The 22,333-nt window shown below is 62.3% G+C and carries 29 protein-coding genes; 18 read left to right on the top strand and 11 right to left on the bottom strand.

What is annotated here, in order from left to right; genetic code table 11:
- Positions 1 to 7 precede the first annotated feature (7 nt).
- From AAG612_RS15925 to AAG612_RS15875, 11 genes are all read right to left on the bottom strand, one after another.
- Positions 8 to 1,243 (bottom strand): TolC family protein, encoded by a 1,236-nt coding sequence (locus tag AAG612_RS15925; protein ID WP_054522867.1) that lies wholly within the window; start codon positions 1,241 to 1,243, stop codon positions 8 to 10.
- A 115-nt stretch (positions 1,244 to 1,358) separates the two neighbouring features.
- A complete protein-coding gene (locus tag AAG612_RS15920; RefSeq protein WP_054523103.1) occupies positions 1,359 to 1,778 on the bottom strand; it encodes a hypothetical protein in 420 nt (139 codons plus the stop codon).
- Positions 1,778 to 3,127 carry an MBL fold metallo-hydrolase gene (locus tag AAG612_RS15915; RefSeq protein ID WP_054522846.1) on the bottom strand — a complete coding sequence of 450 codons (1,350 nt, stop codon included), beginning with the start codon at positions 3,125 to 3,127 and terminating at the stop codon, positions 1,778 to 1,780. Before AAG612_RS15915 ends, AAG612_RS15920 begins: the two co-directional genes overlap by 1 nt.
- A gap of 43 nt (positions 3,128 to 3,170) precedes the next feature.
- Positions 3,171 to 3,875: an NAD(P)-dependent oxidoreductase gene (locus AAG612_RS15910; protein ID WP_029140649.1), complete on the bottom strand. Its 705-nt coding sequence runs from the start codon at positions 3,873 to 3,875 to the stop codon at positions 3,171 to 3,173.
- 108 nt (positions 3,876 to 3,983) lie between these two features.
- The gene (locus AAG612_RS15905; protein ID WP_054522845.1) at positions 3,984 to 4,472 is read right to left on the bottom strand and encodes a DUF6692 family protein; all 489 of its coding nucleotides are present in this window, start codon (positions 4,470 to 4,472) and stop codon (positions 3,984 to 3,986) included.
- Positions 4,469 to 4,996, bottom strand: a complete 528-nt coding sequence (locus tag AAG612_RS15900) for a DUF305 domain-containing protein (RefSeq protein WP_230782961.1) — start codon at positions 4,994 to 4,996, stop codon at positions 4,469 to 4,471. The genes AAG612_RS15905 and AAG612_RS15900 overlap by 4 nt, the downstream gene beginning before the upstream one ends.
- Positions 4,993 to 5,406 carry a potassium channel family protein gene (locus AAG612_RS15895; protein ID WP_230782960.1) on the bottom strand — a complete coding sequence of 138 codons (414 nt, stop codon included), beginning with the start codon at positions 5,404 to 5,406 and terminating at the stop codon, positions 4,993 to 4,995. Before AAG612_RS15895 ends, AAG612_RS15900 begins: the two co-directional genes overlap by 4 nt.
- Positions 5,403 to 6,707 carry an APC family permease gene (locus AAG612_RS15890; RefSeq protein WP_255351377.1) on the bottom strand — a complete coding sequence of 435 codons (1,305 nt, stop codon included), beginning with the start codon at positions 6,705 to 6,707 and terminating at the stop codon, positions 5,403 to 5,405. The genes AAG612_RS15895 and AAG612_RS15890 overlap by 4 nt, the downstream gene beginning before the upstream one ends.
- Before the next feature lie 284 nt (positions 6,708 to 6,991).
- A complete protein-coding gene (locus AAG612_RS15885) occupies positions 6,992 to 7,264 on the bottom strand; it encodes a hypothetical protein (protein WP_010240151.1) in 273 nt (90 codons plus the stop codon).
- 211 nt (positions 7,265 to 7,475) lie between these two features.
- Positions 7,476 to 7,940, bottom strand: coding sequence for a DUF411 domain-containing protein (locus AAG612_RS15880; RefSeq protein WP_029140646.1), 465 nt, complete (start codon positions 7,938 to 7,940; stop codon positions 7,476 to 7,478).
- Positions 7,937 to 8,641 carry a class I SAM-dependent methyltransferase gene (locus AAG612_RS15875; protein WP_010240154.1) on the bottom strand — a complete coding sequence of 235 codons (705 nt, stop codon included), beginning with the start codon at positions 8,639 to 8,641 and terminating at the stop codon, positions 7,937 to 7,939. Before AAG612_RS15875 ends, AAG612_RS15880 begins: the two co-directional genes overlap by 4 nt.
- Before the next feature lie 133 nt (positions 8,642 to 8,774).
- Between AAG612_RS15875 and AAG612_RS15870 the strand changes: the two genes are divergently transcribed.
- The 18 genes from AAG612_RS15870 to AAG612_RS15785 all read left to right on the top strand — a co-directional run bounded on the left by AAG612_RS15870 (position 8,775) and on the right by AAG612_RS15785 (position 22,148).
- Positions 8,775 to 9,071 (top strand): hypothetical protein, encoded by a 297-nt coding sequence (locus AAG612_RS15870; RefSeq protein WP_010240156.1) that lies wholly within the window; start codon positions 8,775 to 8,777, stop codon positions 9,069 to 9,071.
- Positions 9,072 to 9,074: 3 nt separating this feature from the next.
- Positions 9,075 to 9,509 (top strand): Spy/CpxP family protein refolding chaperone, encoded by a 435-nt coding sequence (locus AAG612_RS15865; protein ID WP_010240158.1) that lies wholly within the window; start codon positions 9,075 to 9,077, stop codon positions 9,507 to 9,509.
- A gap of 6 nt (positions 9,510 to 9,515) precedes the next feature.
- A complete protein-coding gene (locus tag AAG612_RS15860; RefSeq protein WP_029140647.1) occupies positions 9,516 to 10,076 on the top strand; it encodes an RNA polymerase sigma factor in 561 nt (186 codons plus the stop codon).
- Positions 10,077 to 10,131: 55 nt separating this feature from the next.
- Positions 10,132 to 11,940 (top strand): copper resistance system multicopper oxidase, encoded by a 1,809-nt coding sequence (locus AAG612_RS15855; protein ID WP_054522842.1) that lies wholly within the window; start codon positions 10,132 to 10,134, stop codon positions 11,938 to 11,940.
- Complete coding sequence (locus tag AAG612_RS15850; protein ID WP_054522841.1) at positions 11,937 to 13,250, top strand: copper resistance protein B; 1,314 nt, start codon at positions 11,937 to 11,939, stop codon at positions 13,248 to 13,250. The genes AAG612_RS15855 and AAG612_RS15850 overlap by 4 nt, the downstream gene beginning before the upstream one ends.
- Positions 13,251 to 13,274: 24 nt before the next feature.
- Positions 13,275 to 13,793, top strand: a complete 519-nt coding sequence (locus AAG612_RS15845) for a YybH family protein (protein WP_010240293.1) — start codon at positions 13,275 to 13,277, stop codon at positions 13,791 to 13,793.
- A gap of 27 nt (positions 13,794 to 13,820) precedes the next feature.
- Positions 13,821 to 14,552: a PepSY domain-containing protein gene (locus AAG612_RS15840; RefSeq protein ID WP_010240296.1), complete on the top strand. Its 732-nt coding sequence runs from the start codon at positions 13,821 to 13,823 to the stop codon at positions 14,550 to 14,552.
- 230 nt (positions 14,553 to 14,782) lie between these two features.
- The gene (locus AAG612_RS15835) at positions 14,783 to 15,454 is read left to right on the top strand and encodes a DUF2231 domain-containing protein (RefSeq protein WP_010240300.1); all 672 of its coding nucleotides are present in this window, start codon (positions 14,783 to 14,785) and stop codon (positions 15,452 to 15,454) included.
- A gap of 705 nt (positions 15,455 to 16,159) precedes the next feature.
- Positions 16,160 to 16,513, top strand: coding sequence for a hypothetical protein (locus AAG612_RS15830; RefSeq protein WP_010240464.1), 354 nt, complete (start codon positions 16,160 to 16,162; stop codon positions 16,511 to 16,513).
- 71 nt (positions 16,514 to 16,584) lie between these two features.
- Positions 16,585 to 16,854, top strand: coding sequence for a hypothetical protein (locus AAG612_RS15825; RefSeq protein ID WP_010240463.1), 270 nt, complete (start codon positions 16,585 to 16,587; stop codon positions 16,852 to 16,854).
- Positions 16,855 to 17,122: 268 nt separating this feature from the next.
- Entirely contained in the window at positions 17,123 to 17,509 is a 387-nt protein-coding gene (locus AAG612_RS15820; RefSeq protein WP_054522840.1) for a single-stranded DNA-binding protein, read from the top strand.
- Positions 17,510 to 17,909: 400 nt separating this feature from the next.
- On the top strand, positions 17,910 to 18,131 hold the full coding sequence (locus tag AAG612_RS15815) for a hypothetical protein (RefSeq protein ID WP_010240235.1): 222 nt from the start codon (positions 17,910 to 17,912) through the stop codon (positions 18,129 to 18,131).
- Between the two features lie 572 nt (positions 18,132 to 18,703).
- Entirely contained in the window at positions 18,704 to 18,976 is a 273-nt protein-coding gene (locus tag AAG612_RS15810; protein WP_010240237.1) for a helix-turn-helix transcriptional regulator, read from the top strand.
- A gap of 9 nt (positions 18,977 to 18,985) precedes the next feature.
- Entirely contained in the window at positions 18,986 to 19,867 is an 882-nt protein-coding gene (locus tag AAG612_RS15805) for a replication initiator protein A (RefSeq protein WP_050775920.1), read from the top strand.
- Entirely contained in the window at positions 19,867 to 20,556 is a 690-nt protein-coding gene (locus AAG612_RS15800) for a DUF2840 domain-containing protein (RefSeq protein ID WP_230782952.1), read from the top strand. Before AAG612_RS15805 ends, AAG612_RS15800 begins: the two co-directional genes overlap by 1 nt.
- Complete coding sequence (locus AAG612_RS15795) at positions 20,553 to 21,134, top strand: S26 family signal peptidase (RefSeq protein WP_342511807.1); 582 nt, start codon at positions 20,553 to 20,555, stop codon at positions 21,132 to 21,134. The genes AAG612_RS15800 and AAG612_RS15795 overlap by 4 nt, the downstream gene beginning before the upstream one ends.
- Positions 21,131 to 21,463 carry a DUF736 domain-containing protein gene (locus AAG612_RS15790; protein ID WP_342511806.1) on the top strand — a complete coding sequence of 111 codons (333 nt, stop codon included), beginning with the start codon at positions 21,131 to 21,133 and terminating at the stop codon, positions 21,461 to 21,463. Before AAG612_RS15795 ends, AAG612_RS15790 begins: the two co-directional genes overlap by 4 nt.
- Positions 21,464 to 21,467: 4 nt before the next feature.
- Complete coding sequence (locus AAG612_RS15785; RefSeq protein ID WP_225982213.1) at positions 21,468 to 22,148, top strand: lytic transglycosylase domain-containing protein; 681 nt, start codon at positions 21,468 to 21,470, stop codon at positions 22,146 to 22,148.
- The last annotated feature ends 185 nt before the right edge of the window (positions 22,149 to 22,333 follow it).

Genomic DNA, 22,333 nt, shown 5'->3' with positions numbered 1-22,333 from the left:
GTGGCTCTCATCGGCCATACTCCCCATAGGTCAGTCGCAGGTGCGCGGCGGCTTCGACGGTCGCCTCCTCGCGTTGCAGAATGTCCACCCGCAGCACGGCGAGCGTTTTGATGGCGTCGACGACATCGAGCAGTTCGGCCCGGCCCGCGGCAAGGCTCGCGCGCTCGAGGTCCACGCGGCTTTCGGCAAGCGGGAGCAATTCGTCCGTCGCGCGCTGCCATTGTCGATAAGCGCTGCGCCATGCGGCGAGATCGGTCTCGAACTGGGCTTCGAGTTCACGCAGCCGGTCGGCTCTGGCGGACTGTGCCGCAGCCGCTTCGGCTTCGGCGGCGGCTATGCGCGGGTTTTGGCGCCGGTCGGCGAAAATCGGGAGCGTGATCGAACCCATCAGCGAGATCGCATCGCCAAAGTCGGGATCGCGCCGCCCATAACTCACGTTGACGCCGAAATCCGGACGCCTTTCCGATCGTGCAAGATCACTTCTCGCTTCCGCCTGACGGACCTGCGCAAGCGCCACGACAAGCTCCGGATTGCTTTGAAGCATGGCCCGCAAACCTTCGGGATCGAGATCGGCCGAAGGAATGGTTCCGGTCGCGGTAGCGTTCGACAGAGCCGTATAGCGCGACAGCATGGCCTGAGCGGTCTCTCGGTCGGCTTCGATCCTGGTCCGCATGTCTTCGACTTCGAGCACGGCACGGCGTACTTCCAGACTTTCGGCGGGTCTGGCCGAACCGGCGGCGACAGAACTGCGCGCGAATGGTAGGAGCCTCTCGATTTCAGCAAGTGCATCGTCGGCGACCGTCAGAGCCCGTTGGGCATAAGCCAACGAAATCCATGCCATTCCTGCTCCGACGCGCACCCTGTAACTTGTTTGACGCAACTGTGCTGCGGCAAGGTCGATGTCGGCGTCCGCGATTCCGGACCGGGCCCGACGTTTCGCGAGATTGGGGATCTCCTGTTCGATACCGACTTGGATTTGCGTAGGGAGCTGGCGATCCAGCTCGAACGCAGCCGGCCCGCTTACCGGCAGGTTCTGGATGCCCGCGCGAAGGCGCGGGTCTGGCAGTTCATCGGCAGCGTCGGCGATCTCGCGCCGGGCGTCCAGTCGCAGCTCACTTGTTCGAACCTGGGGCTGGTTGCTCGTTGCTGCTCGCAAAGCTTCTTCATAGCCCACCGACTGGGCATTACTCGCCGGCGCGAGGGCCAGCAGGACCGGAAGCGCGGTCCAGCTTATTCGTTTCATGATCATTCATCCGCAAAAGGAGCGCGTCAGGCACGCGTTCCGGATCACCGGCTCGCGTCAAGCGCAGGCCGTTCATCCAGAGGCAGGAGCGCGCAGGCTTAAGCCTGCACGCGGGTCATGCCGGAAATTGCGGAGGTGGCGGCTCTGGCCCCAGTCCTATGGCTGCGAGCGAATTGGAGATCAAACCGCTGAATTGAGCAGCCTGCGCCGGTCTTTCTCCGACCAGGCTCGCATCACCCCCTGGAACGAGGGGCGGGATGCAGCCGAATGCCACGAGACAATCCAGCCGAAGGTTCTTGCAAGGCACGCCGTCATGATCGTCCATGGAAGCTGCTCCCGCCATCATCTCCATCTCGGCGCAGGTCGGTTTGCCTGCATCGAGCGCCTGAGGCAGGGCAGACGCATGCGCTGCCGATTGAACGAACAGCCCGCAAGCGATCAGTAACAGTCCAAGGGAGCGCAAGACTCGCATAAAAAGGGCGTAAAGCTTTGAGGAGCGCAAGACAAGGACCTCCAGTCCGGTGCGCTGGTTCATCACGACGCGTGCTGCCAGGCACCCATCGAGCCCAGATATACGTCGAGCTTTTCGAATCCTTTGCTTTGCAGCCAGCCCGCAGCCACACTGGCACGCATGCCACTGGCGCACATGACGGTATAGGCGCGTTCGCGATCGAGCTCGGCGAAGCGGGAATTGAGCTCGCCCACGTAGATGTGTTTCGATCCCTCGATCGCGCCGCTGCGCCGCTCATCGAGGTCACGCACGTCGAGCAAGGTCCAGTTGTCGCGCTTGCGCTCGAGACGATCCTGAACCTCGCTCGTCCCGATCATCGGCAGGCTCGCTATCTCCATTCCTTGCGCAGCAGCCGGGACGATACCGACATAGCCGCCGACGATCGAATCGAGCCCGATCCTCACGAGGTGCGTCATGACCGATGCCAGCTGGTCTTCCGCCGATCCGACGAGTGCGATTGTGTCGCCTTCTCCGATGAACCAGCCCGCAAACGCCGAAATCATGCCGACCGGAAGGCATATCGAACCGGGCAGATGCCCGCTTGCGTATGCAAGCGGATCCCGCACGTCGACGACATGATCGGCGTCGATTTCGCGAATGTCCGAGAGCATGAGGCGTTTTGGTCGCAGGATCCGTGGCGCGGGAGATGTTCCCTCGACATTCAGGCGTTCCATCAGCCTGAAATAGGGCGGCTGATAATGATGCTCGGCGAGCTTCGCCTCGATGAATTCCTCGCGATCGGCGATCTGGAGCCGCGGATTATTGCGACGTTCGTGGCCTATGGTCGAGAATTCGCGGTCCGCCATTCCCGAACCGCAGACGGAGCCTGCACCATGCGCGGGGTAAATGATCGTCTGGTCACCCAGAGCGCAAATCTTTTGCAATGAATCGTACAGGAGGCCCGCGACCTCCCGCGCGCGCTCGGGATAGAAATCGGTTCGGCCGACGTCGCCCACGAAGAGCGCATCGCCGGTGAAGACGCCGACCGGTCCTTCGGGATAATCGTCGTCGTGAAAGACGAAGGCGAGATGATCGTCGGTGTGACCGGGAGTTTCGAGCACCGAAATCCGCAACTTCCCGATCTCGAAAGCGTCGCCCTCTCGCGCGGTGTCGGCGAAAACAATCTCGTCCGCAGGGTTTGGACCATGCAGAACGCGGGCACCGGTCATTTTGGCCAATACCGGCGATCCCGTGATGAGATCCTCATTCCTGTGCGTTTCGAAGATATGCGTGATCTCCAGCCCTTCGGCGCGGGCACGCTCGACATAAATCTCGCAGTCCCGGCGCGGATCGATGACCGCTGCCTTGCCCTGCGAACCAATCAGATAGGAAAGGTGGGAGAGACCGGGGGTCTTTATCTTCTCGAGCAGCATATTTTGCCTCGTTGTTGGAGTGTTTCCGTGAGACCGCGTCGATCTAGTCGATCCCGAGTTCGGCTTTGAGTGCCGAGACATTCTCGAAGCGGTCTGCTTCTGGCCGGGCGATAGCGGGCTTGGCGTTGACCCAGGTGTTCTCGCAGACGAATTCGAGCATCGCTGCCGCGAGGTCGGCATGCCGGCAACGAAAGCAACCCTCGGCAAGACGCTCGTCGGAAATGACGGCTTCGCCCGTATAGGGTTCGTCGAGGAGCCAGCCCGGTCGCGCCGCCGTCCATTCCAGGCCTGTCGCGCGCTCCAGAAGATCTTCCATGGCGCGCATCTGTTCGAGAATATTGTGCAAGGCTGGTCTTGCTGTGAGCTCGAACCATGCAGGAACGCTGGGCTGCGGCTCTACGAACGCCGCCGATATCACGACGATCCGGGAAATGCCGGTCGCCGACATCGCTTCCACCAGCCTGCGGGTTCCCTCCGTGTAAAGCGGAGGCGGATCGATCGCCGTGGATGGGCTAAATCCTATACCGAGTGCGGAAATGACCGCACGGCAACCTTCGAGCTCGCTGCTGAAGTCGTCATTGAGAACGTCGCACTGGAAATACTCGACATTGTCGACCCTGTCCGATGGTTCGGGCAGGGTGTGTTCGAACGCTCGTACCGCGATGCCCTTGCGGACCGCATGGCGCAATATTTCCGTGCCGGTCTTTCCTCCGGCACCGAAGACCGCAAGGGGGGCTGCATCGGTCACAGGTTCAGCTTCCACGGTCGTACCTCATTATGAATTCGGCGGCGCGTGCCGGGCTGATCGTGATCGTGGAGCGGGCACCGACGGACGCTAGCGCCCGCTCGCTCGTCTTCACGCCTCGCTGTTGCCACAGGTCGTGTAACCCCAGAACCCGAACTCGTCCTTCATCCGGGGTCCGGCGACGATCAGCTCCTGCATCTGCAGGCCCGCGTCTCCCTCGTCATCGAGAAGGCGCGTACGGATACGAAGCTCACCATCCGCATACTCACCCGAAGCGCTTGCCGTGACCGGGATCAGTTTGCCATTGATCTTGATCGCCCCGCGACCGCTGTTGTCGTAGACGAACGACGGGAACGCGACCTCGGTCAGGCGGAACTGGCACGTGTTCTCGGCTCCCAGCGCGGTAAGATCCGCGTCGCTCATCGTTTCGGGCAACATGAGGCCGGGGCTGAGATTGGCAAGAGCGCTCGCAGCACTCTCTATCGGCGCCGCCGTTGCCGGAGGATCGAGCTGCGCTTCGCGATCATTGCCGATGGCGGTATTGGTGTTGCAGGCCGCCAGCGGGAGGGCTGCAAGCGTCAGAAGTGCGATCTTGTTCATTGCTGCATCTCCTCGGGCAGGCGTTCTTCGGTGCGCGGACCGTTCTCCTCGATGTCCTGGATGAGATATTTCATCTCGGCGATCTCGCGCCGCTGCGCGACGATGATGGCCTGAGCAAGTTCGCGGACACGCGGATCCTTCAGGCTCGCTCTCTCGCTGGTCATGATCGCGATCGAGTGGTGCGGGATCATCGCCGCCATGTATTCGGTGTCGTCGACCGTGGTCTGGCTGCGTACGAGCCATAGCGCGAGTGCGAAAACGACGGCTCCGACACCCAGGATGATGAAATTCTTGGTCCGGTCCTTGTACATGCCCCACATGAAGAGCAGCATGACCACCATCATCATCGCGCCCATGACGAACATCATCCAGAAGCGCGTCTCGCTCCAGAACACGTCGTCCATGTCGAAGCTGTTGGCGTACATCAGGAAGAACATGATCACGGTCGAGGTCGATACCATGGCCATAAACCGCCAGTAGTTGCCGCCCCCTCCCTTATCCGAGTGGGATGAGCTTTCAGTCATGCGTTTTCTCCTTCCTTCATCATGGTCCAGAACAATTGTGCCGAGCAGCTGATGAGCGCGAAGCCGGTCAAGGCTTCGACGCCGGCAATGACGCGCAGGTGCTCGGTCGGGTAGATGTCGCCGAGCCCCAGCGTGGTCACGTTGATCAGCGAGAAATAGAAATAGTCCATCGCACTCATCGCCGGCGTCTTGTCGAACCCGCCGAGGCCCAGCTCCGCGCCCAGCCAGAAACCGCCAGCGAAGAGCGTCGCGACAAGCAGGTGCGATGCCAGGACGAGAAGCGCGACCCGAAGCTTGGCGGAGAAATTTCCGGGTGCGTGGAGCAGGCGATGCCCGGCGCCGAGGATCGACAGATGCACGCCGACCGAGGCCAGGAAAAGTGCAATGGCGAGAATTAGTGCGGCGATCATCGATGATCTCCATCGTCTGTGGCGGGCATTTCACGCAGCGCAGGATTCCGACGTAGATAGAACCATTCGGCTCCGAACACTGCGGCAATACCTGCGACCGCATAGGCAACGACCGCAGGGTCGGTTTTAAGCTTGGCGAGGGCAAAAGCTGTCAGGACTACGCCGTCCGCCATGAGCGCCGACCAGAGGATCCAGGCACGCGCGCCTATCTCTTCCCGCAAACCGCGCAGCACGCCCCAATGCACGAGCATGTCCATTACGAGATAGAAGAACGCTCCGAGCGAGGCGATCCGCGAAAGATCGAACAGGACCGCGAGCGTGCCGGCGACCACGACGGTATAGACCAGCATGTGACTGCGGATCGGTCCCTTCATCCCAAAATGGCTATGCGGGATCATCTTCATTTCGGTCAGCATCGTCAGCATTCGCGAAACGGCGAAAACGCTGGCGATGACACCCGAGGTCGTGGCTGCGATCGCGATTGCGACTGTGAAATAGAACCCAAGCTCTCCGAGCGCGGGGCGCGCAGCTGCCGCAAGCGAGTAATCGCGTGCTTGGGCTATTTCCGAAGTGCCGAGGCTGGCTCCGACCGCCACCGCGACCAGAAGGTAGACGACCACGCATACTGTGATCGAAATGATAATGGTTCTGCCAACATTTCGGTGCGGATCGATGATTTCGCCGCCGCTGTTGGTGATGGTGGTGAAACCCTTGAACGCGAGGATCGAGAAGGCGACCGACGCGAGCAACGCGTCGAGACCTGAAAGCGCGACTGGCTCTGAGAAGGCGCCGCCCGAAAAGCCGCTGGCCCAGATCGCCGCAATCGCGAACAGGGCGATGCCGCCGATCTTGATCGCCGACATGACGAGAGAGAAACCGCTGACCGATTTGTTGCCTGCCGCATTCACGAAATAGGCGAAGACGATGAGCGCAAGCGCTGCGACGGAAACCAGAATGCCGCTGCTCTCGAGCCCAAAGGGCCGCAAGGCATAGGTCGCGAAGGTCCGAGCGACCAGGCTTTCGTTGATGACCATCGACAGCGCCATCAGGAGCGATGCCGATGCTGCAACAACACCCGGTCCGTAGGCCTTCTGAAGAATCATCGCGATGCCGCCAGAGGAGGGCCAGCGGTTCGACATCTTGATGTAGCTGTAGGCGGCTAGGGAAGTGACCAGGGCGCCGACTATGAAAGAAAGCGGAAATAGCGGTCCAGCCAGTTCGGCAATCTGGCCGGTCAGTGCGAAAATACCAGCGCCGATCATGACGCCGGTTCCCATTGCGACACCGCCAAGCAGCGTTATCGATCCAGCACTCTTCCCATGTTGATCGTTGCCATCTGTCTGCAAGTCTTTCCCCTGTCGATGTCCTCCCGTCCGAGAAACATCACGACAAGCAGTACGTTGCGAAGCGGCTCACCCCTCAAAAAATTTTCTGGCGGGGCATGAGCCATCCTTGGGCTGGCCCCGGAATCGCGATGAGCTATCGATTTCCGGCGGCGCGCTCTTTCTTCCTGCAGCGATGCCGATGGCGGCGCGTCAAGGCACGGCAGTCCACGCTGAGTGCGCCTAATATTCAGCGCGTCAAATCAGGAAAACCGGGCCTGGAAAAACCGGTGCAGCGGGACCGCGATGAGTGCGATGTACCAGCCGTAGAGAAAACTGCCCACCGCTCCTGCGAGAAATCCCGACAGGGTCAGCCATTCGAACCATGGCAGCAACGGAGCCCAGGCTTGGTGCATGTGAAACCGCTCGGGTGCGAGGACTCCGAAGGCAATGCATAGGAGGTAGCTGACAAGCAGGAACACGCTGAGCGTCCAGCCCCATGCGAATATCGAGTTCTTGATTGATCCTTTTACCATCGCATTTCTCCCACTTCGTGCGTCCTAAAATTATGCAAACGGAAGGGTCCGGGACCGTCGGGGCAGCCGGCCCCGGACCCAGCGGGATGATCGACAGGCATCTTAGCGCCCGTCCCGGTGTCCCGGGCTTCTGTGTTATTCTCGCGCGATTGTTCTTCAACGAGACATCGCCCTTATTTCTCGCGCGGCCACTGGCGTCAGTTCCTTACAATCACCGATAAGATGCGAAGACGCTCTGTCCGGTCGGACCAAAGGCGATGACCTCATAGGGCTGGATCCGGTTTCCGGCCTCCATGCCGGGCGATCCCAGAGGCATTCCCGGAACCGCTAGACCGGCAACGCCGTCGGGCCGCTCGCGCAAAAGTCGGGCGACGGCTTCGGCGGGCACGTGACCTTCGATGATGTATCCATCGACCTCCATCGTGTGGCACGACCACAATTCTTCCGGTACGCCGCGCGCTGTCTTGATCGCCGCCATGTCGTTGCTATCGACCGATGCCACCTTCGCGTTCATCCCATCTTCAAGATGGCCTGCCCAGTTGAGACAGCATCCACATCCGGGGTCCCTAAACATCGTATAGGTCGCTGCCTGAGCCACGTTCGAACAGGCTGCCAGCACGAGCAAGGCCGCGCCGCTAACCGATCGCCGGAACAGGGCAGGCTTTTTCCAGATCATTGTGCAATTCCTTTCTTGTATCCGCGCCATAGCGAGATCGTCCCGGTCACCGTCGGGAGCCGGTGGAGCAGGCATGGCTCGGTGAAGATTTCGGCGAACAGTTTTTCGACTTCGCCGTCGGCGCTGGGCTGCGTGTCGCTAATGCCGTCAAGCGACTGGACGGTCGCCCGGAAGAGGCTCCGCATGAGTGGGCTCTCCTGCTTCATATAATCGGCGATCAAGACGGTTCCGCCTGGCACGAGCAAGCTTTCGATAATTTCCAGGATTGCCTGCTTCTTGCGCAAGGGAACTTGGTGAAGGACGAGGCTGCTGACGATCTTGTTCGGCTGCCACCCTGCGGGCAGCTCGAGGCTTTCGAGAAAGCCATTGTGCCATTTGACGAGATCGGCTCCCGCCCCAAACTTGCGCCGCGCAAGCGCGAGCGCCTCTTGGTCGGGTTCGACACCGATCAGACCCGCTTCCGGGCAATCCGTCATCAAGGCCTTGAGAAGTGTACCGGTTCCGCTGCCGACATCGATCACCCGGTCGCCGGGGACAAGGTGCAGCTCTTCGACAATCTTTTGTCGCCAGAGATGTTCGCGGGTGAACAGACCGAGCGCCCGGTCGTAAAGCGGCGTCAGAAAGCTCTTGCCAAGAAGAGGCGTGAATTCGCCGTGATCTTCAGGCGCGGTGATATTGTTCACGCGTTCGCTCCCATTCATCCCGGGTTCGACCCGATTCTGGCAGACCCGTCTCGATTACGTATGGCGGGGGACATTCCCTCAAAAAAAGAAGTTTAAGGGATTGTGCAGGCGAGCGCGTATAGGGCACGTGGAACCCACAGGAGTTTTTCGGATGCGTGACAATCACTCTCTTGATGCGGTGCTCGGAACCCTTTCCGCCACCACCACCAGCGAGGTCCCCGCCGACTTCATGGATGGCGTTTGGCAGCGCGCCGGACAGCTTGGCGAAATCGCCGACCGACGCCGCAGGACGGCTCTGTTCGTCGGTCTGTTCGTCGTCGGGCTTGGAGCTGGCGCCGGAACGAGCGGTTGGCCCGGCGGCTATGGCACGTCTTCCGCGTCATTTGGCGAGAGTCTTATCCTCGGCGAACAGCTGTCCCCATCGGCGCTCCTCCATGTGGAGCAATAAGGTTTGAAGACGACGCATATCGTTCTCGCGGTGCTTCTCGCAGCACTTGCAGGATGCCTCGGCGCGATTGCCGCGGATCGCTGGGCCAATCACGAGGCTGGCTCCGGCCTCCACGATTTCGTGCACGACGAGCTCACCCTGACGGCCGACCAGGAGCAGCGTCTCGATGCGCTCGAGGCCCGTTTCGCGGTCGAAAGGGCACGGCTCGAAGGATCGGCGCGCGCAGCCAATGCCCGGCTCGCCCAGGCGATGGAAAGCGAGCACGAATACGGCCCCGAGGTCTCGGCCGCGATCGACGAGGTGCATGCACGCATGGGCGATCTGCAGAAGGCAACGGTGCGCCATGTCTTCGACATGCGTGCAATTCTCGAACCCGAGCAGCAACGCCAGTTCGACCGCAAGGTCTCCGACGCCCTGACCCGCGACCCGCGCGACTGAAGCGCCATGTCGGGGGCGGGCGACAATCCAGATGAGGCCCTTGTTTCGCAGGCGAGGGCTGGAAACAAGCGGGCTTTCAGCCAACTCGTCGAGTATGAAACGGGTCGGCTTCTCGCGCTGGGGACACGCATGCTTTCCTCTCCTTCTCAGGCAGAGGACGTTGTTCAGGACAGCCTCGCTTCGGTGTGGCTGACGCGCCATCGGCTCGATCCGAACAAGCCGATCGGACCCTATCTGACAACCGTCGTCCTCAACCGCTGCCGGGACCGTTTGCGCAGGCGCAAGGTCGCGGGCTTTTTCGGACTGTCGGGTGATGACGAACTCCATTCCATCGCCGACGATTTGCCGGGTCCTGAAGCGTTGGCCGTTTCCAGGGAAGAGCTCAATCTCGTTCAGGCCGAGATCGCGCGAATGCCTGTAAGGCTGCGCGAAGCGCTTGTGCTCGTGACCATCGAGGGGCGTAGCCAGGCCGAGGCGGCCGATCTTCTCGGAACGACCGAAAAGGCGATCGAAACCCGCGTATATCGCGCGCGCAACAGGCTGAAGGAGCGCTTCGAAAAACTTTGAGGGGTTGGCTGGGCGCGCGCGTAAGTAACGGTAAACGCCAAGTCAGGAGCCCTTTATGATCGCCGTCAATCGACGCAAGTTTCTCGGAGCCGGAGCAGGAGGAATGGGTCTGCTCGGCCTTGCCGGGGCGATGCCTGCCTGGGCACGGGGCGCGGACATCCTCGCAGGTAACGCCCGCAAGGGGCTGGACGAGATATCCGGCCCCAATATCGACCTCACCGTTGCCCGATCGGCCTTCGCGACCGGCAACAGGCGCGGCGGCGCGATCGCCGTCAATGGCACGATCCCCGGTCCGCTGTTGCGATTGCAGGAAGGCACGACCGTCCGGCTCAATGTCCATAACCAGCTCGAGGAAGATACCTCGATCCACTGGCACGGTCTGCTCGTGCCGTTTCAGCTCGATGGAGTGCCTGGCGTGAGCTTTCCCGGCGTCAAACCGGGAGAGACCTTCACCGCCGAATTTCCGGTTCGCCAGTCGGGTACCTACTGGTGGCACTCGCATAGCGGCCTGCAGGAACAGGCCGGGCATTACGGCGCGATCGTGGTCGACCCCGCCGGACCCGATCCGGTCCAGGCCGACCGCGAATATATCGTGGTGCTGAGCGAATTCAGCGAAATGTCGCCCCACACGATTTTCGACAAGCTCAAGAAGGGCGAAGGCTACTTCAACTACAACCAGAACACCTGGACCGACGATTACCCGCTTTCGGGCGAGGATCGCCGGATGTGGGCGAAAATGCGCATGATGCCGACGGACATCCTCGACGTGTCGAGCGCGGCTTATACCTATCTTCTGAACGGCCATGGCCCGCTCGACAATCTGGAATACCTCTTCCGCCCGGGCGAACGCGTGCGGCTGCGCTTCATCAATGCCGGCGCCATGACCTTCTTCAATATTCGCATTCCCGGCCTGCCGATGACCATCGTTCAGGCGGACGGGCAGAACGTCGAGCCGGTGGAGGTCGACGAGTTCCAGATCGGTGTGGCCGAGACATACGACGTCGTCGTGACGCCGGGCGCGCAACAAGCCTACACGCTGGTCGCGGAGTCGATGGACCGCTCGGGCATGGGTATTGCCACACTCGCGAGCGCACCCGGCGCGCGCGCCGCCATTCCGCCGCTGCGCGATCCGCCGCTTCTGACCATGGCCGACATGGGCATGAGCGGCATGGACCACGGCTCGTCTGGCGATGCCGGCATGTCGGGCATGGACCACGGAAGTGGCGGCGACATGGCGGGGATGGATCATGGTTCGTCCGGCCAATCCGAGATGGCAGGCATGGCCGGCATGTCGGGGATGCAGATGCGCGACACGTCGCTTCTGCCGCCCGATGTGAAGGTCGGGCCCGGTCTCGACATGGTCTCGATGAACCCGGTCGACCGCATGGGCGATCCCGGCATCGGTCTCGCCGATGTGCCGCATCGTACGCTCGACTATCGCAAGCTGCGCGCTCTGACTCCACACCGCGAGGGCCGCACGCCGTCCCGGCGAATGGAAATTCATCTGACCGGCAATATGGAGCGCTACATGTGGTCGTTCGACGGCAAGAAGTTCTCCGCCGTCTCAGACGAGCCGATCCGTTTCGCCTATAACGAGCGCGTGCGCGTGAAGCTCGTCAACGACACGATGATGGCGCACCCCATTCACTTGCACGGTCATTTCTTCGAGCTGGTCAATGGCGCGCCGGCCGATCGTCAACCGCTCAAGCACACGGTAATCCTGCAGCCGGGTGGCAGCGCGCAGTTCGACCTGACGGCGGACGAGCCGGGCGACTGGGCCTTCCACTGTCACCTTCTCTACCACATGCATGCCGGGATGTTTCAGATCGTCACGGTCGCCAATCCCGACGGGAGCGAAGCATGAAAATTCGTATTGTCAGCCTGCTCGCATCGGTCGCAGCCGGCTCAGTTCTCGCCTCCCCCGCGGCGGCGCAGCATGCCGGTCATTCGCCGGCGGAGCCGCAGCAAAGCGCCGAGGCGCAGGCTGACGCGAAGACGAAGTGCGAGGAAGAAGCCGAGCGCCATCGCGCGATGGGGCATCCGGTTGCAGATGGAGCATGCGAACCGGCTGCTCAACCTGAAGCCGCCATGGACCGCTCGCAGATGGATCACTCAACCATGGATCATGGTGCGATGACCGCTCAGGATGGCCATTCTGGCATGACAATGCCTGTGGACGCTGCCCGTCCACAGGCATCGCCCGAAAGTCATGAAGGAATGGATCACGGCTCGATGCCGCAGGGCAAGCCCGCCGAAGGCGCGATGGATCATTCGCAGATGAATCACGGCGAGATGGGTCAGGCGGAGGCCAGTTCGTCGATGGACCATGGGCAGATGGATCACAGCCAGATGAACCATGGGGAGACGCCTTCGCAGGACAGGCAGGGCATGGACCATTCGGCGATGCAGATGGGCTCGGACGATGATATCCCGCTGCTGCCGCCTCCTCCAGAAGCAGGGAGCGGCCCAGCGCGCGCGGCGGTCGCCATCTGGGGCGAGGAAGCCATGAACGAAGCGCGCCGCGAGCTTGTCCGCGAGACCGACGGAGGAATGCGCTTCTGGTTTCAGGGCGACCGGCTCGAGTACCGCGCCCGCGAGGGGAAGGATGGATATCTGTGGGACATCCAGGGATATTATGGCGGCGACACAGACAAATTCTGGTTCAAGTCCGAGGGTGAGGGCAGCTTCGGCGAACCCATAGAAGGCGCCGAGGTCCAGGCGCTCTGGAGCCGCGCCATTGCGCCCTTCTTCGATTTCCAGGCGGGTGTTCGCCAGGACCTGACCGGTCCGGAACGCACGCACGCGGTTATCGGTATCCAAGGGATCGCGCCTTACCAGTTCGAGGTCGATGCCGCGGCCTTCGTCTCCACCAAGGGCGATGTGACGGCGCGTTTTGAGGGCGAACTTGATCAGCGCATCACGCAGCGGCTGATCCTTCAACCGCGTGCCGAAATCGCACTTTCCGCTCAGGATATTCCCGAACTCGGCATTGGCGCTGGCCTCGACCGGATCGAGGCAGGTCTGCGTCTTCGCTACGAGTTCGCACGCGAATTCGCGCCCTATGTCGGCGTTTCCCAGGAATGGCGCATCGGCGACAGCGCGGATTTTGCGCGGGCCGCCGGAGAGGATCCGAGCGTCACCAATTATGTCGTCGGTGTGCGATTCTGGTTCTGAAATCTCAAAAAGGATAGAACTTCCATGACCAAGACTTTGACACGCATCGCGGCGACTGCGCTTGTTGCCACGCTGATACCGCTGCCAGCCTTCGCGCAGCAGATGGACCACTCTTCCCATGCGAACCATCAGATGCACGCGATGGACGCTTCGGCGGACGATGTCGCGGGCGCTGAAGAAACCCTCAAGGCCTATCGCACCGCTCTTGAAGCGCGCGACGCGCAGGCAATGCGTGCGCTCTTCGACGAGGACTCGGCGATCTTCGAGAATGGCAAGGCGGAAGGAAGCTTTGCCAATTACATGGAGCACCATTTGGGCCCCGAGCTCGACGCGATTGTGAGCTTCACCTTTACCGACCCCACGCTGACCGTCACCCGGATGGGGCACATGGCCCATGCTAATGAGACGTATGGCTATCGCATCGAACTTACCGATGGCCGGGTGATAGAGCGCGACGGCGTGGCGACATCGGTGCTTGCTCACGATGCGGACGGCTGGAGAATCGTCCAGTACCATTCCTCGTCGCGCGCGCCGCGCAACTGATTACGGCTTTCGAAGAGGTAGCACCGGTTGGCAACGCCGTCGCTGAAGCTGCGCCTGCATGTGCTCGGCAGCAAGATCCACAAATGGCTGGCGATTTTCGTCGGTGTCCAGGTTCTCTTGTGGATGGGAACCGGCGCCCTCATGTCGTTTCTCGACCTGGAAGAAGTTCGCTCCGAACATGTCGTTTCGCGTGAACAAGAGGCGCTGCCCGCCGATGCCCCGCTCCCGGCCTGGGTCGCAAACGACGGTACTCTTGCAGCGGTAACGACACGTTCGCTCGACGGCGATGCCGTGACCGAGGTCCGCAAGGTTGACGGTAGCGTGAGCCTCCACGATCCGGTGACTGGGCGTAAACTCTCCCCCATCTCGGCGGCAACGGCAAAATCCATCGCCTTGCGCGCATGGACCGGGCCGCGCACGACCATCGAGGCCGCACGGATCGTCGATGACCCCGTCGGAACCGAGTTTCGCGGCCCTTTTCCGGCCTGGCAGGTCACCTATGCTGACGAGGCTTCGACGCGCCTCTACATCGATGCCAGCAGCGGTACCCTCGGGCCGGCGCGTAGTGATACATGGCGCCTGTTCGATTTCATCTGGGGCCTCCACATCATGGATTGGACCGAGCGCGACCGCATCAACAGTTGGTGGCTGCTCCTGTTCGGTATTGGCGGCACGATCATAGCCCTGTCGGGTTTCGTCCTGCTGGCGAACCGGATGCCGAGGCTGCGCCGCCGCGCAAAGAAGAGCAAGCTCGCCTGAGCCCATGGGGCTAATGTGCGTGGGCGAACGCCTTACCCCCGTTCGCCAGGCCCAACGGGCCAGGAGCCGAATGCGTTCGACGATCGCGATCGTGCCGGCATCGGACCTGATCCCGCAGACGCTCTTCTGTCGCGCCAATACCATCAAATTAATGTGAGGGGCACGCGGCTGCCGTGCGTATCAGGCACATAGGTCGCACTTTAACTGCAGGGTCGGAAGACATACGAGACATGAAAGCCCCCTCATTTCTGGCGCTGCTCGCCGCAAGCCTGCTCTTCGTCGGACCAGTTCAGGCTCATGGCGACGAAAAGCACGGCGAAGAGGCGAGCGCCGCGCCTGCTGCCACCAATGGCGATGTGCACGACCAGGCGGCCATGGCGCAGATGGGCGAGACTGCGGATGCTGGCGAGTCCTCCGGCGCGCACGATGAAGCGGGCGGAGGTCATGACGAGGCCGGTGGCCATGCGAATGAGGGCGAAGCCGGCGTCATGGCCGTACTGAAGAAGCTGCATCCGGCAACGATCCATTTCCCGATCGCCTTGTTTCTCATGGCTGCGGCCACCGAATTGTTCGTGATGCGCCGGAAAGGAGCGGGCCTGGAAAGTGCGGTGCGCGTACTCGTCTACGGCGGAGCAATCGGCGCAGTCGTCGCAGTTCTGTTCGGATGGATTCACACCGGTCTGTGGTTCGGCGGCGATACTGTCATGCAAGTCCATCGATGGACCGGTATGCTGATCGCGGTTCTCGGTATTGCGATGGCATACCTCGCGAGCAGGCCGAGCCAGAGCCGCGCATGGTTGCGCGCGTCGATCTTCTCCATGGCGGCACTCGTTCTCATCCAGGGGTTCCTTGGCGGCGAGCTCGCGCACGGACCGGACCATCTTGGCGTTTCGTGGCTCTGAAGGAGTTGAATAACATGCGAATTCTGAAATCGAACACCGCGATAGCATTTCTCGCGACCGCGCCATTGACGTTCGCTCTCGCCGCTTGTGACCAAGCGCAGGAGAGCACACCGGCTGCTGAGGTTTCGCCTATGGGCGGAACTGCGGTGATGCCTGGCACGGCACCCGAGGCGGGTCTTGCAGACCCGGCAACCTCTCCCTCCGAAAATGAGGCAGCGGCCGCACGTCAGGACGCTCTTTCGACAATTGGCGCCGCCACGCCTGCGTCACGGCGCGCTGTCCCGCCCGCATCACGCGCAACTGCCACACCCGCAGCGCCAGCAACGCGCACGCAACCCGCGAGCGAGGCGACCCCGCCCGCCGATCCCCATGCGGGCCATGACATGTCCTCGATGGCCGATCACGACATGGACAGCATGTGATCGGGCGCGTTCCCCGGTGACACGGCTATTCAGGAGATACCCTGGGCAGGAAACCGCAACGAACAACGCAAGATCAGGAAAGGACGGCCCCGCCTCCCCCCGAAGCCCTGCGGGTCGCAGGTGCCCCCAAGGGGTCGTTCAGGAACCCCGCGTGAAGACCAACCCGCGCGGGGTTCCGTTTGCCCGGCTTCGCTGTCGCCGTGCCAGGCGCATCCCGGTAGGGCTTTGTGCTATGTGAGCAGCGTGCAGACGATCGCCTCGTTGGCTATGAAAGGAACCGCATATGTCGGAAACGGGAAAAGCCGGTGCGCTGTCGCGCTGGGAAGACGAAGGCGGGGCATTGCCCTGCGGGCCGCAGGAAGCGCTCGCTGCCGATTGCGAGAAATGGGATATTCCGCCACTTTCCGATGCCGAGATCATCCAATTGCGCATCAGGGTGATCGCCCTTGAGAACATGGTGCTCGGCCTTCTGTCGAAGGCCAGCGCCGATCAGCTTGCAGCAATCGAAGAAATCGCGGAATTCATATCCCCGCGTGCCGATGCGAAGCCGCATCCGCTTACCCTGCATGCCGCCACCCAGATGGAGCACTTCGTCGAGCGCGCCCGGCGGCTTCGCGAGCAACCCACCGCTGATTGAGCGACGCATGACCGGGCCACGAATGCTGGCCTTCCTCGCCGTGGCCCGACCGATGATCCGAAAAGAGTGCGATGGACCTCGATACGCTTCTCATGCGCTATTTTGGCACTGCCGATCCTGGAGCGGTTGGCGCAGAAACCTTGGCCTCGGGGATCGAGCGATGCCAGGTCGATCTCGGTCTGGAGCAGGACCGGGGAAAACGCTTTGCCCTGTGGGCCATGCTCTACCTGCTCGGGTCTGCCCCCGACCTCGACGTGGCCTTCGAGAACGAGGAAGACCGGGAAGCAGCCCGCAACTTCATGGATCTCCTGGCGGCATCGGAAGGCAATGAGGTAAGCTGATTGCAGCAGGGTCCTGGCACCTTCAGACCCGCACCCGATACCCATCCGGCTTTCTTCGCGAACAGTCCTGAACCAGGTCAGCTGAGGAGCCGCAACCCGTTCCTTTCCGGCCGTGTTGGCGGCTTCGCCGCCTGCCCGCACCACTCGTCATGAACAGGTTTCCCTTCGGCCCTTCAGGCCTGCGGTGCAGTCCTCCCATGCCCTGCTTCTTCTGGATGTTCGCAAGCCGGAGATGGTCTCCGGTTTGAGGAACTGAAGGAATTTCATCATGACCAATATCGCAATCCTCACCGGCCGCATCGCCCGCGATCCCGACACCCGCGAGACCAAGGGCGGCACCAGCGTCACCGGGATCACCGTCGTCACCGATCGTCCTGCACGCGACAAGGACGGCAAGACCTACAAGGACGAGAACGGCTACACCGCCAAGGACAGCGAATTCCACCGTGTGACCTGCTTCAACGGCCTCGCCAAGACCGTCGGTCAGTACTGCTCGAAAGGCCAGCTGGTCTCGGTCCAGGGCCGCATCCACTACACGCAGTGGGAAGACCAGGACGGTGTGACGCGGTATGGCTCGGAGATCCTTGCCGACAAGGTCGATTTCCTCTCGCGGGCCAATGGCGGCGACAACCAGGACGCCCCTCCGATCGACTGATCCGGCGCCATCGAACCAGCCAAAGGAGGCTCTGCCGGAAACGGCAGGGCCTCTTTCGCTGTTCACCCTTCCTTTCGCTCGGTCTTTTCTCCGGGGAATAGCCAGGCGCTGCCCGGAGGGCCCGACCCATTATGGCAGCGATCATCTGAAACGGTCGTTTGAGGTGGACTGGATTGGCCTGGCTTACCGCATTTCCAGCATGATGGTCCCGCGCCGCCCGCATCAAGGACGGCAGGGGCCCCACCATTTTGTCCGCCGCCGGATTGCATCCGGCACCGGACAAAACCGTGTCCCCCTGCGCCGCTTCGCGGTCGCCCTGTCAGGCGATCCTGTGACCCGGTCTGCCCGGGCCCATCGGCCAACCTCCTGTCGTCTCGCGACAGATTTCAGGAGGATTATCATGACCTATTTCACGAAATGCACACTGCCTTCGCGCAATTATTTCGAGGCTCTGGAAACAGCTGAGCAACGGGCCTTGCACAGCTTCTTCGACCAGCATGTTATCGAGGATGACGAACTCGGATATCGCGCGGTCGACGAAGGCGACTACAATGCGCTGCCCCCGCATCTTGCGATCCGGGTCGTTCATACCGTCCATGGCGGAATGCTCGACGAATTCTGAGGCATTCTGCAGGGCAGGGACCGGCAGCGGTTCCTGCCCTTTTTTCGTGTCTCTTATGGGCTGAGCTACAGGTTCAAGTTTCGATCCAGCAGCAATCGGCGGTTCTCCAAACATCGGCTTGGCCAACTGGCGATCGGGATAAATGGAGCGGGGCTGGGGACGCACTCTGTCCCGCGCATCTGGCGATACGCTCCTGAGGGTGCGGCATTACGTGTTTTTGGGGCCCCGCATGCACTTGCGAACCGGCAGCGGGTCGGGCGAGCGGGAAGCTACGGCCGCGACAGGTCCCGCTTGCCTTGCTTCCCACAGGCCCTTGGCCACTGCCTCTCTCGCAGGTGCGGTTCATTGCTCTGAGCCTTCGGCATTGCAGCCGAAAGCCTGCCGGGCAGCGCGATAGCGTCGGGTTCTGCGCGGATGCCGCCCCTCCTCGATCCTGCCGAGCTCAGATCGGTAGGGGCGACAAATCCGAACGCGGCATCGTGTCGCTCCCCCCATTGCCAGGGCATGCGCCATCACCCTCCGCAATCAGCGGCAGTTAGCCGCAGCCACCCAAGCCTCCTGGAGCTAACCCCATGCCCGCCGTTCCCGATCCGGTCCGTCCCCGCTACCTGCGCACCCCGGATGCCGCGGTGCATCTGGGGCTTTCGCCGCGCACGCTCGAAAAGCACCGATGCTATGGAACAGGGCCGGTCTACCACAAGCTCGGCGGCCGCATCGTTTACCGGCCCGAAGATCTCGACGCCTGGGCCGAGCAGGGCTTGCGCCGTTCCACCAGCGATCCGGGCAAGGGCGTCGTTCATCCTGCCAAGCGGATCGACGGCTACACCGGTCCGGTCCGGCGCTGAAGCGGTACCATGCGCTCCTTGAAGACATCGGACGGCGGGGCCGGACAGCTCGACCTGTTCGTCGGCGCGGGCAGCGACATCGCCGCGCGCGATGCGCAGGATCTGATGGCCTGGCCTTTCTTCAGCCTCGCCAAGACGAAGCGGGTGCAGCCGATCGACTTTCGTATGGGCGAGGTCGCCATTCTGGTCGAAGCGACCGCCGAACATGGCATGGCCACCATCTGGGACGCCGATGTACTGATCTGGGTAGCGAGCCAGATCGTCGAGGCGCGCGATGCCGGCAAAGCCACCTCGCGCCTTATCGCGGCGACGCCCCATGAAATCCTTACCTTCACCCGGCGCGGAACCGGAAAGGCTGGCTACGAGCGCCTGAAGGCGGCGCTCGACCGCTTGCAGTCGACCAGCATTGCCACCTCCATCCGGCAGGCCGGGGCGCGACGCCGCCGACGATTTTCCTGGATCAACGAATGGCGCGAACGGCTCGACGACAACGGGCGCGCGCTCGGCATCGAAATGATCGTGCCGGACTGGCTCTACGAGGGCGTGCTCGATCGTGCGCTCGTCCTGACCATCGACCCGGCCTATTTCGCGCTTACCGGCGGTCTTGAGCGCTGGCTCTATCGCATCGTACGCAAGCATGGCGGGAAGCAGAAGGGCGGGTGGAGTTTCGACATTTCGCACCTGCATTTGAAGTCCGGCGCGCTCTCGCCATTGAAGCGTTTCGCTTTCGAAGTGCGGGCCATCGTTCGCCGCCAGTCGCTCCCCGGCTACAATCTCGCTCTTGAGCACCAGTTCGGCCGCGAGCGGCTCCTGTTCGTTGCAGCGCCTGTCGATCCCTTCGCGTCCGCGCGGCGCCGTATCGGGCTGCCCCCTGTGGAAAAGGGTGCGTGATGTTCGGACTATCGGGAACCATGACGTTCGGACGATCGGGAACCCTATTCCCGGACTATCGGGAACCGGGAGCCTGCGCGACTCGCCGAAAACGCGGCGCCTGCGAAGCCCTTAACAATGCTAACAAGGAATCTTTCAGATTCCTGCTAACACAGCCACGCCTGTGCAAAAGCGCAGCGCGCGCTTCGCTTCCGCCTCCGGAACCGGTCGAGGCAGGTTCCGGTGATCCGCCACTTACGCATGTCACGCTGGTGTGGCGCGGCGGCGTGCAGGAAGACTGGCTTCGGTTCGGCAAGCCCGTTGCAGAGCGCATCCTCGATCGCCGGACGCGTATCGAAAGCTATGCTCCGGGACAGGTTTTTGCCTTGGTTCGGTGGGCTTCGAACGACTACGGGACCGTTGGCTCCACACTCACGATCGCCCAAGCCGCCGGTTTCGGCGAGCCGTTCACCACTCTGCCGCAGGTCGATCCTGGCGCGCAAATCCTGCTCTCGGTGCGAAGCTGGCCAAAGGTTCGCCAGGTCTTTGCGCTGATCGATGCGATCGAGGACGTTGGCATCGATCCCTGCGATGTAGCTCCCGACCACTGGCATCATGTCCACAACAGGCTGGCAGGGGGCATGCAAGTACGTTTCTATTCCCCTGCGCGCCATCGCGACTGGCTGCGGCGGCGAAAGCTGCAATCATGAGGCGGCGCACCGCCTTTCTGGCAGGCATGGTCGCGGCAGCGACACTGGCCAGCATCGCAATCCCGTTCTCGCGACTTTTGGTCTGGAACGTGACGGCCAGCGTGCCGGTTGGACTGTACTCAATCGGCGGAAAGACCGGTCTCCAGAGGGGCGACCGCGTCGCGATCGATCCTGCTTTCAGGCTGCAGAAATACCTCGCCTCGCGCGGCTATCTTCCTGCGGGCGTTCCGCTCATCAAGGAGATTGCGGCGCTTGGCGGGGATACGGTCTGCCGGCGCGACCTGCTCATCGAGATCAATGGGACACCTGCGGGCTCGGCGCGTCGGCGCGACAGCCTTGGACGCGAACTGCCCGTCTGGAAAGGATGCCGGACTATCGCTGCGGATGAACTGTTCGTGATGAACAGGCGCGCCCCCGGCAGCTTTGACGGGCGTTATTTCGGCCCGGTCGCACGCGCCGATGTCATCGGGCGCGCGCGGCCCGTCTGGACCAACGAAGCGGGCGACGGGGACTATGTCCTGCTCGCCTCGCCCGCCGACTTTCCCATTCCCAACGTAAATGATGGAGACGCACAATGACCTGTATCGGCACTTTTGCAGCCACACCCGAAGGCTTTGAAGGGCGGCTGCAAACCCTGACCATCGACGCACCGCTGACCCTGGTGGCCGCCGACCCCGGCGACACCGAGAACGCCCCGGACTATCGCATCATGGCAGGCGAAGGCGAGGAAACCTACGAGGTGGGTGCAGGCTGGAAACATGTCGGCGACAAGGCAGGCGATTTCGTCACGCTCGTCATCGACGATCCGGTATTGCCGCGGCCCCTGCGCGCCAATCTGTTCAGTTCTGACGACCAGAGCCATGTCCTGATATGGTCGCGCGGCGCGCGCCGCCCGGCAAAGGACTGATTCCGTGCTCCGCCCGCATCTTCTGCCGGGGATCCTGGCCGCCATGCTGGCGGCGAGTCCCGGGCAGGCTTTTGCACAATCGGAGCAGTTTGTCCGACCTTCCCCGCGCGTCGAGATTGCGACGCATGTCAGCGAAGCATCGCAGCAATTCGGCATTCCCGAGCACTGGATCTACGCGGTGATCCGCGCCGAAAGTGCGGGCCGGGTGCGGGCGGTTTCCAGAGCAGGAGCGATGGGTCTCATGCAGCTCATGCCCGGAACCTGGTCGCGGCAGCGCGCCCGGTTCTCCCTCGGGCAAGACCCGTTCGACCCGCGCGACAACATTCTGGCCGGCACGTCTTACCTGCGCGAAATGTACGATCGCTACGGCGCGCAAGGCTTCCTCGCTGCATACAATGCGGGTCCGGGACGCTACGAAGACTGGCTTGCCGGACGGCGTTCGCTGCCACTCGAAACACGCCTCTATGTCGCCCGGATTGCGCCGCTGTTGCAGTCCGAGCGCATGTTTGCGGCGGTGCCTTTACAAGCCGGGAATGCTCCGGCTGGCGTCTTGCAGGCGCCCCGCGCTGGGCGAGAAGAGTTGGACGAGGTGGCTATGCCCGGTCCCGCAGCGAACCCCTTCGCGCGTCCGGAACAGCCCGCGCACGATCTATTCGCGCCTGCTTCGACGGTCTCCTCCCAATGAAAGCGAGCCTCGCACCTTCGCGCAGGCATGCGTTTCCAGGCGAAACCGGGCGTATAAGCGGAGACTTACGCATCAAAAGAAAGGAGGGATGGCGAGATAAAAGCACCGCCGTCGGTCGGGGTGCAGGTGGTTGGTTTTGCGGGAGATTATGCGCCATCTCTGCTGTGCGCCTGCAGGCGCTTGGA

The sequence above is a fragment of the Citromicrobium bathyomarinum genome (genome assembly GCF_038594605.1).
Classification (GTDB): Bacteria; Pseudomonadota; Alphaproteobacteria; order Sphingomonadales; family Sphingomonadaceae; genus Alteriqipengyuania; species Alteriqipengyuania bathyomarina_B.
Note: the sequence above shows the minus strand (reverse complement) of the source record. Positions and strands in the feature narration are given on the sequence as shown.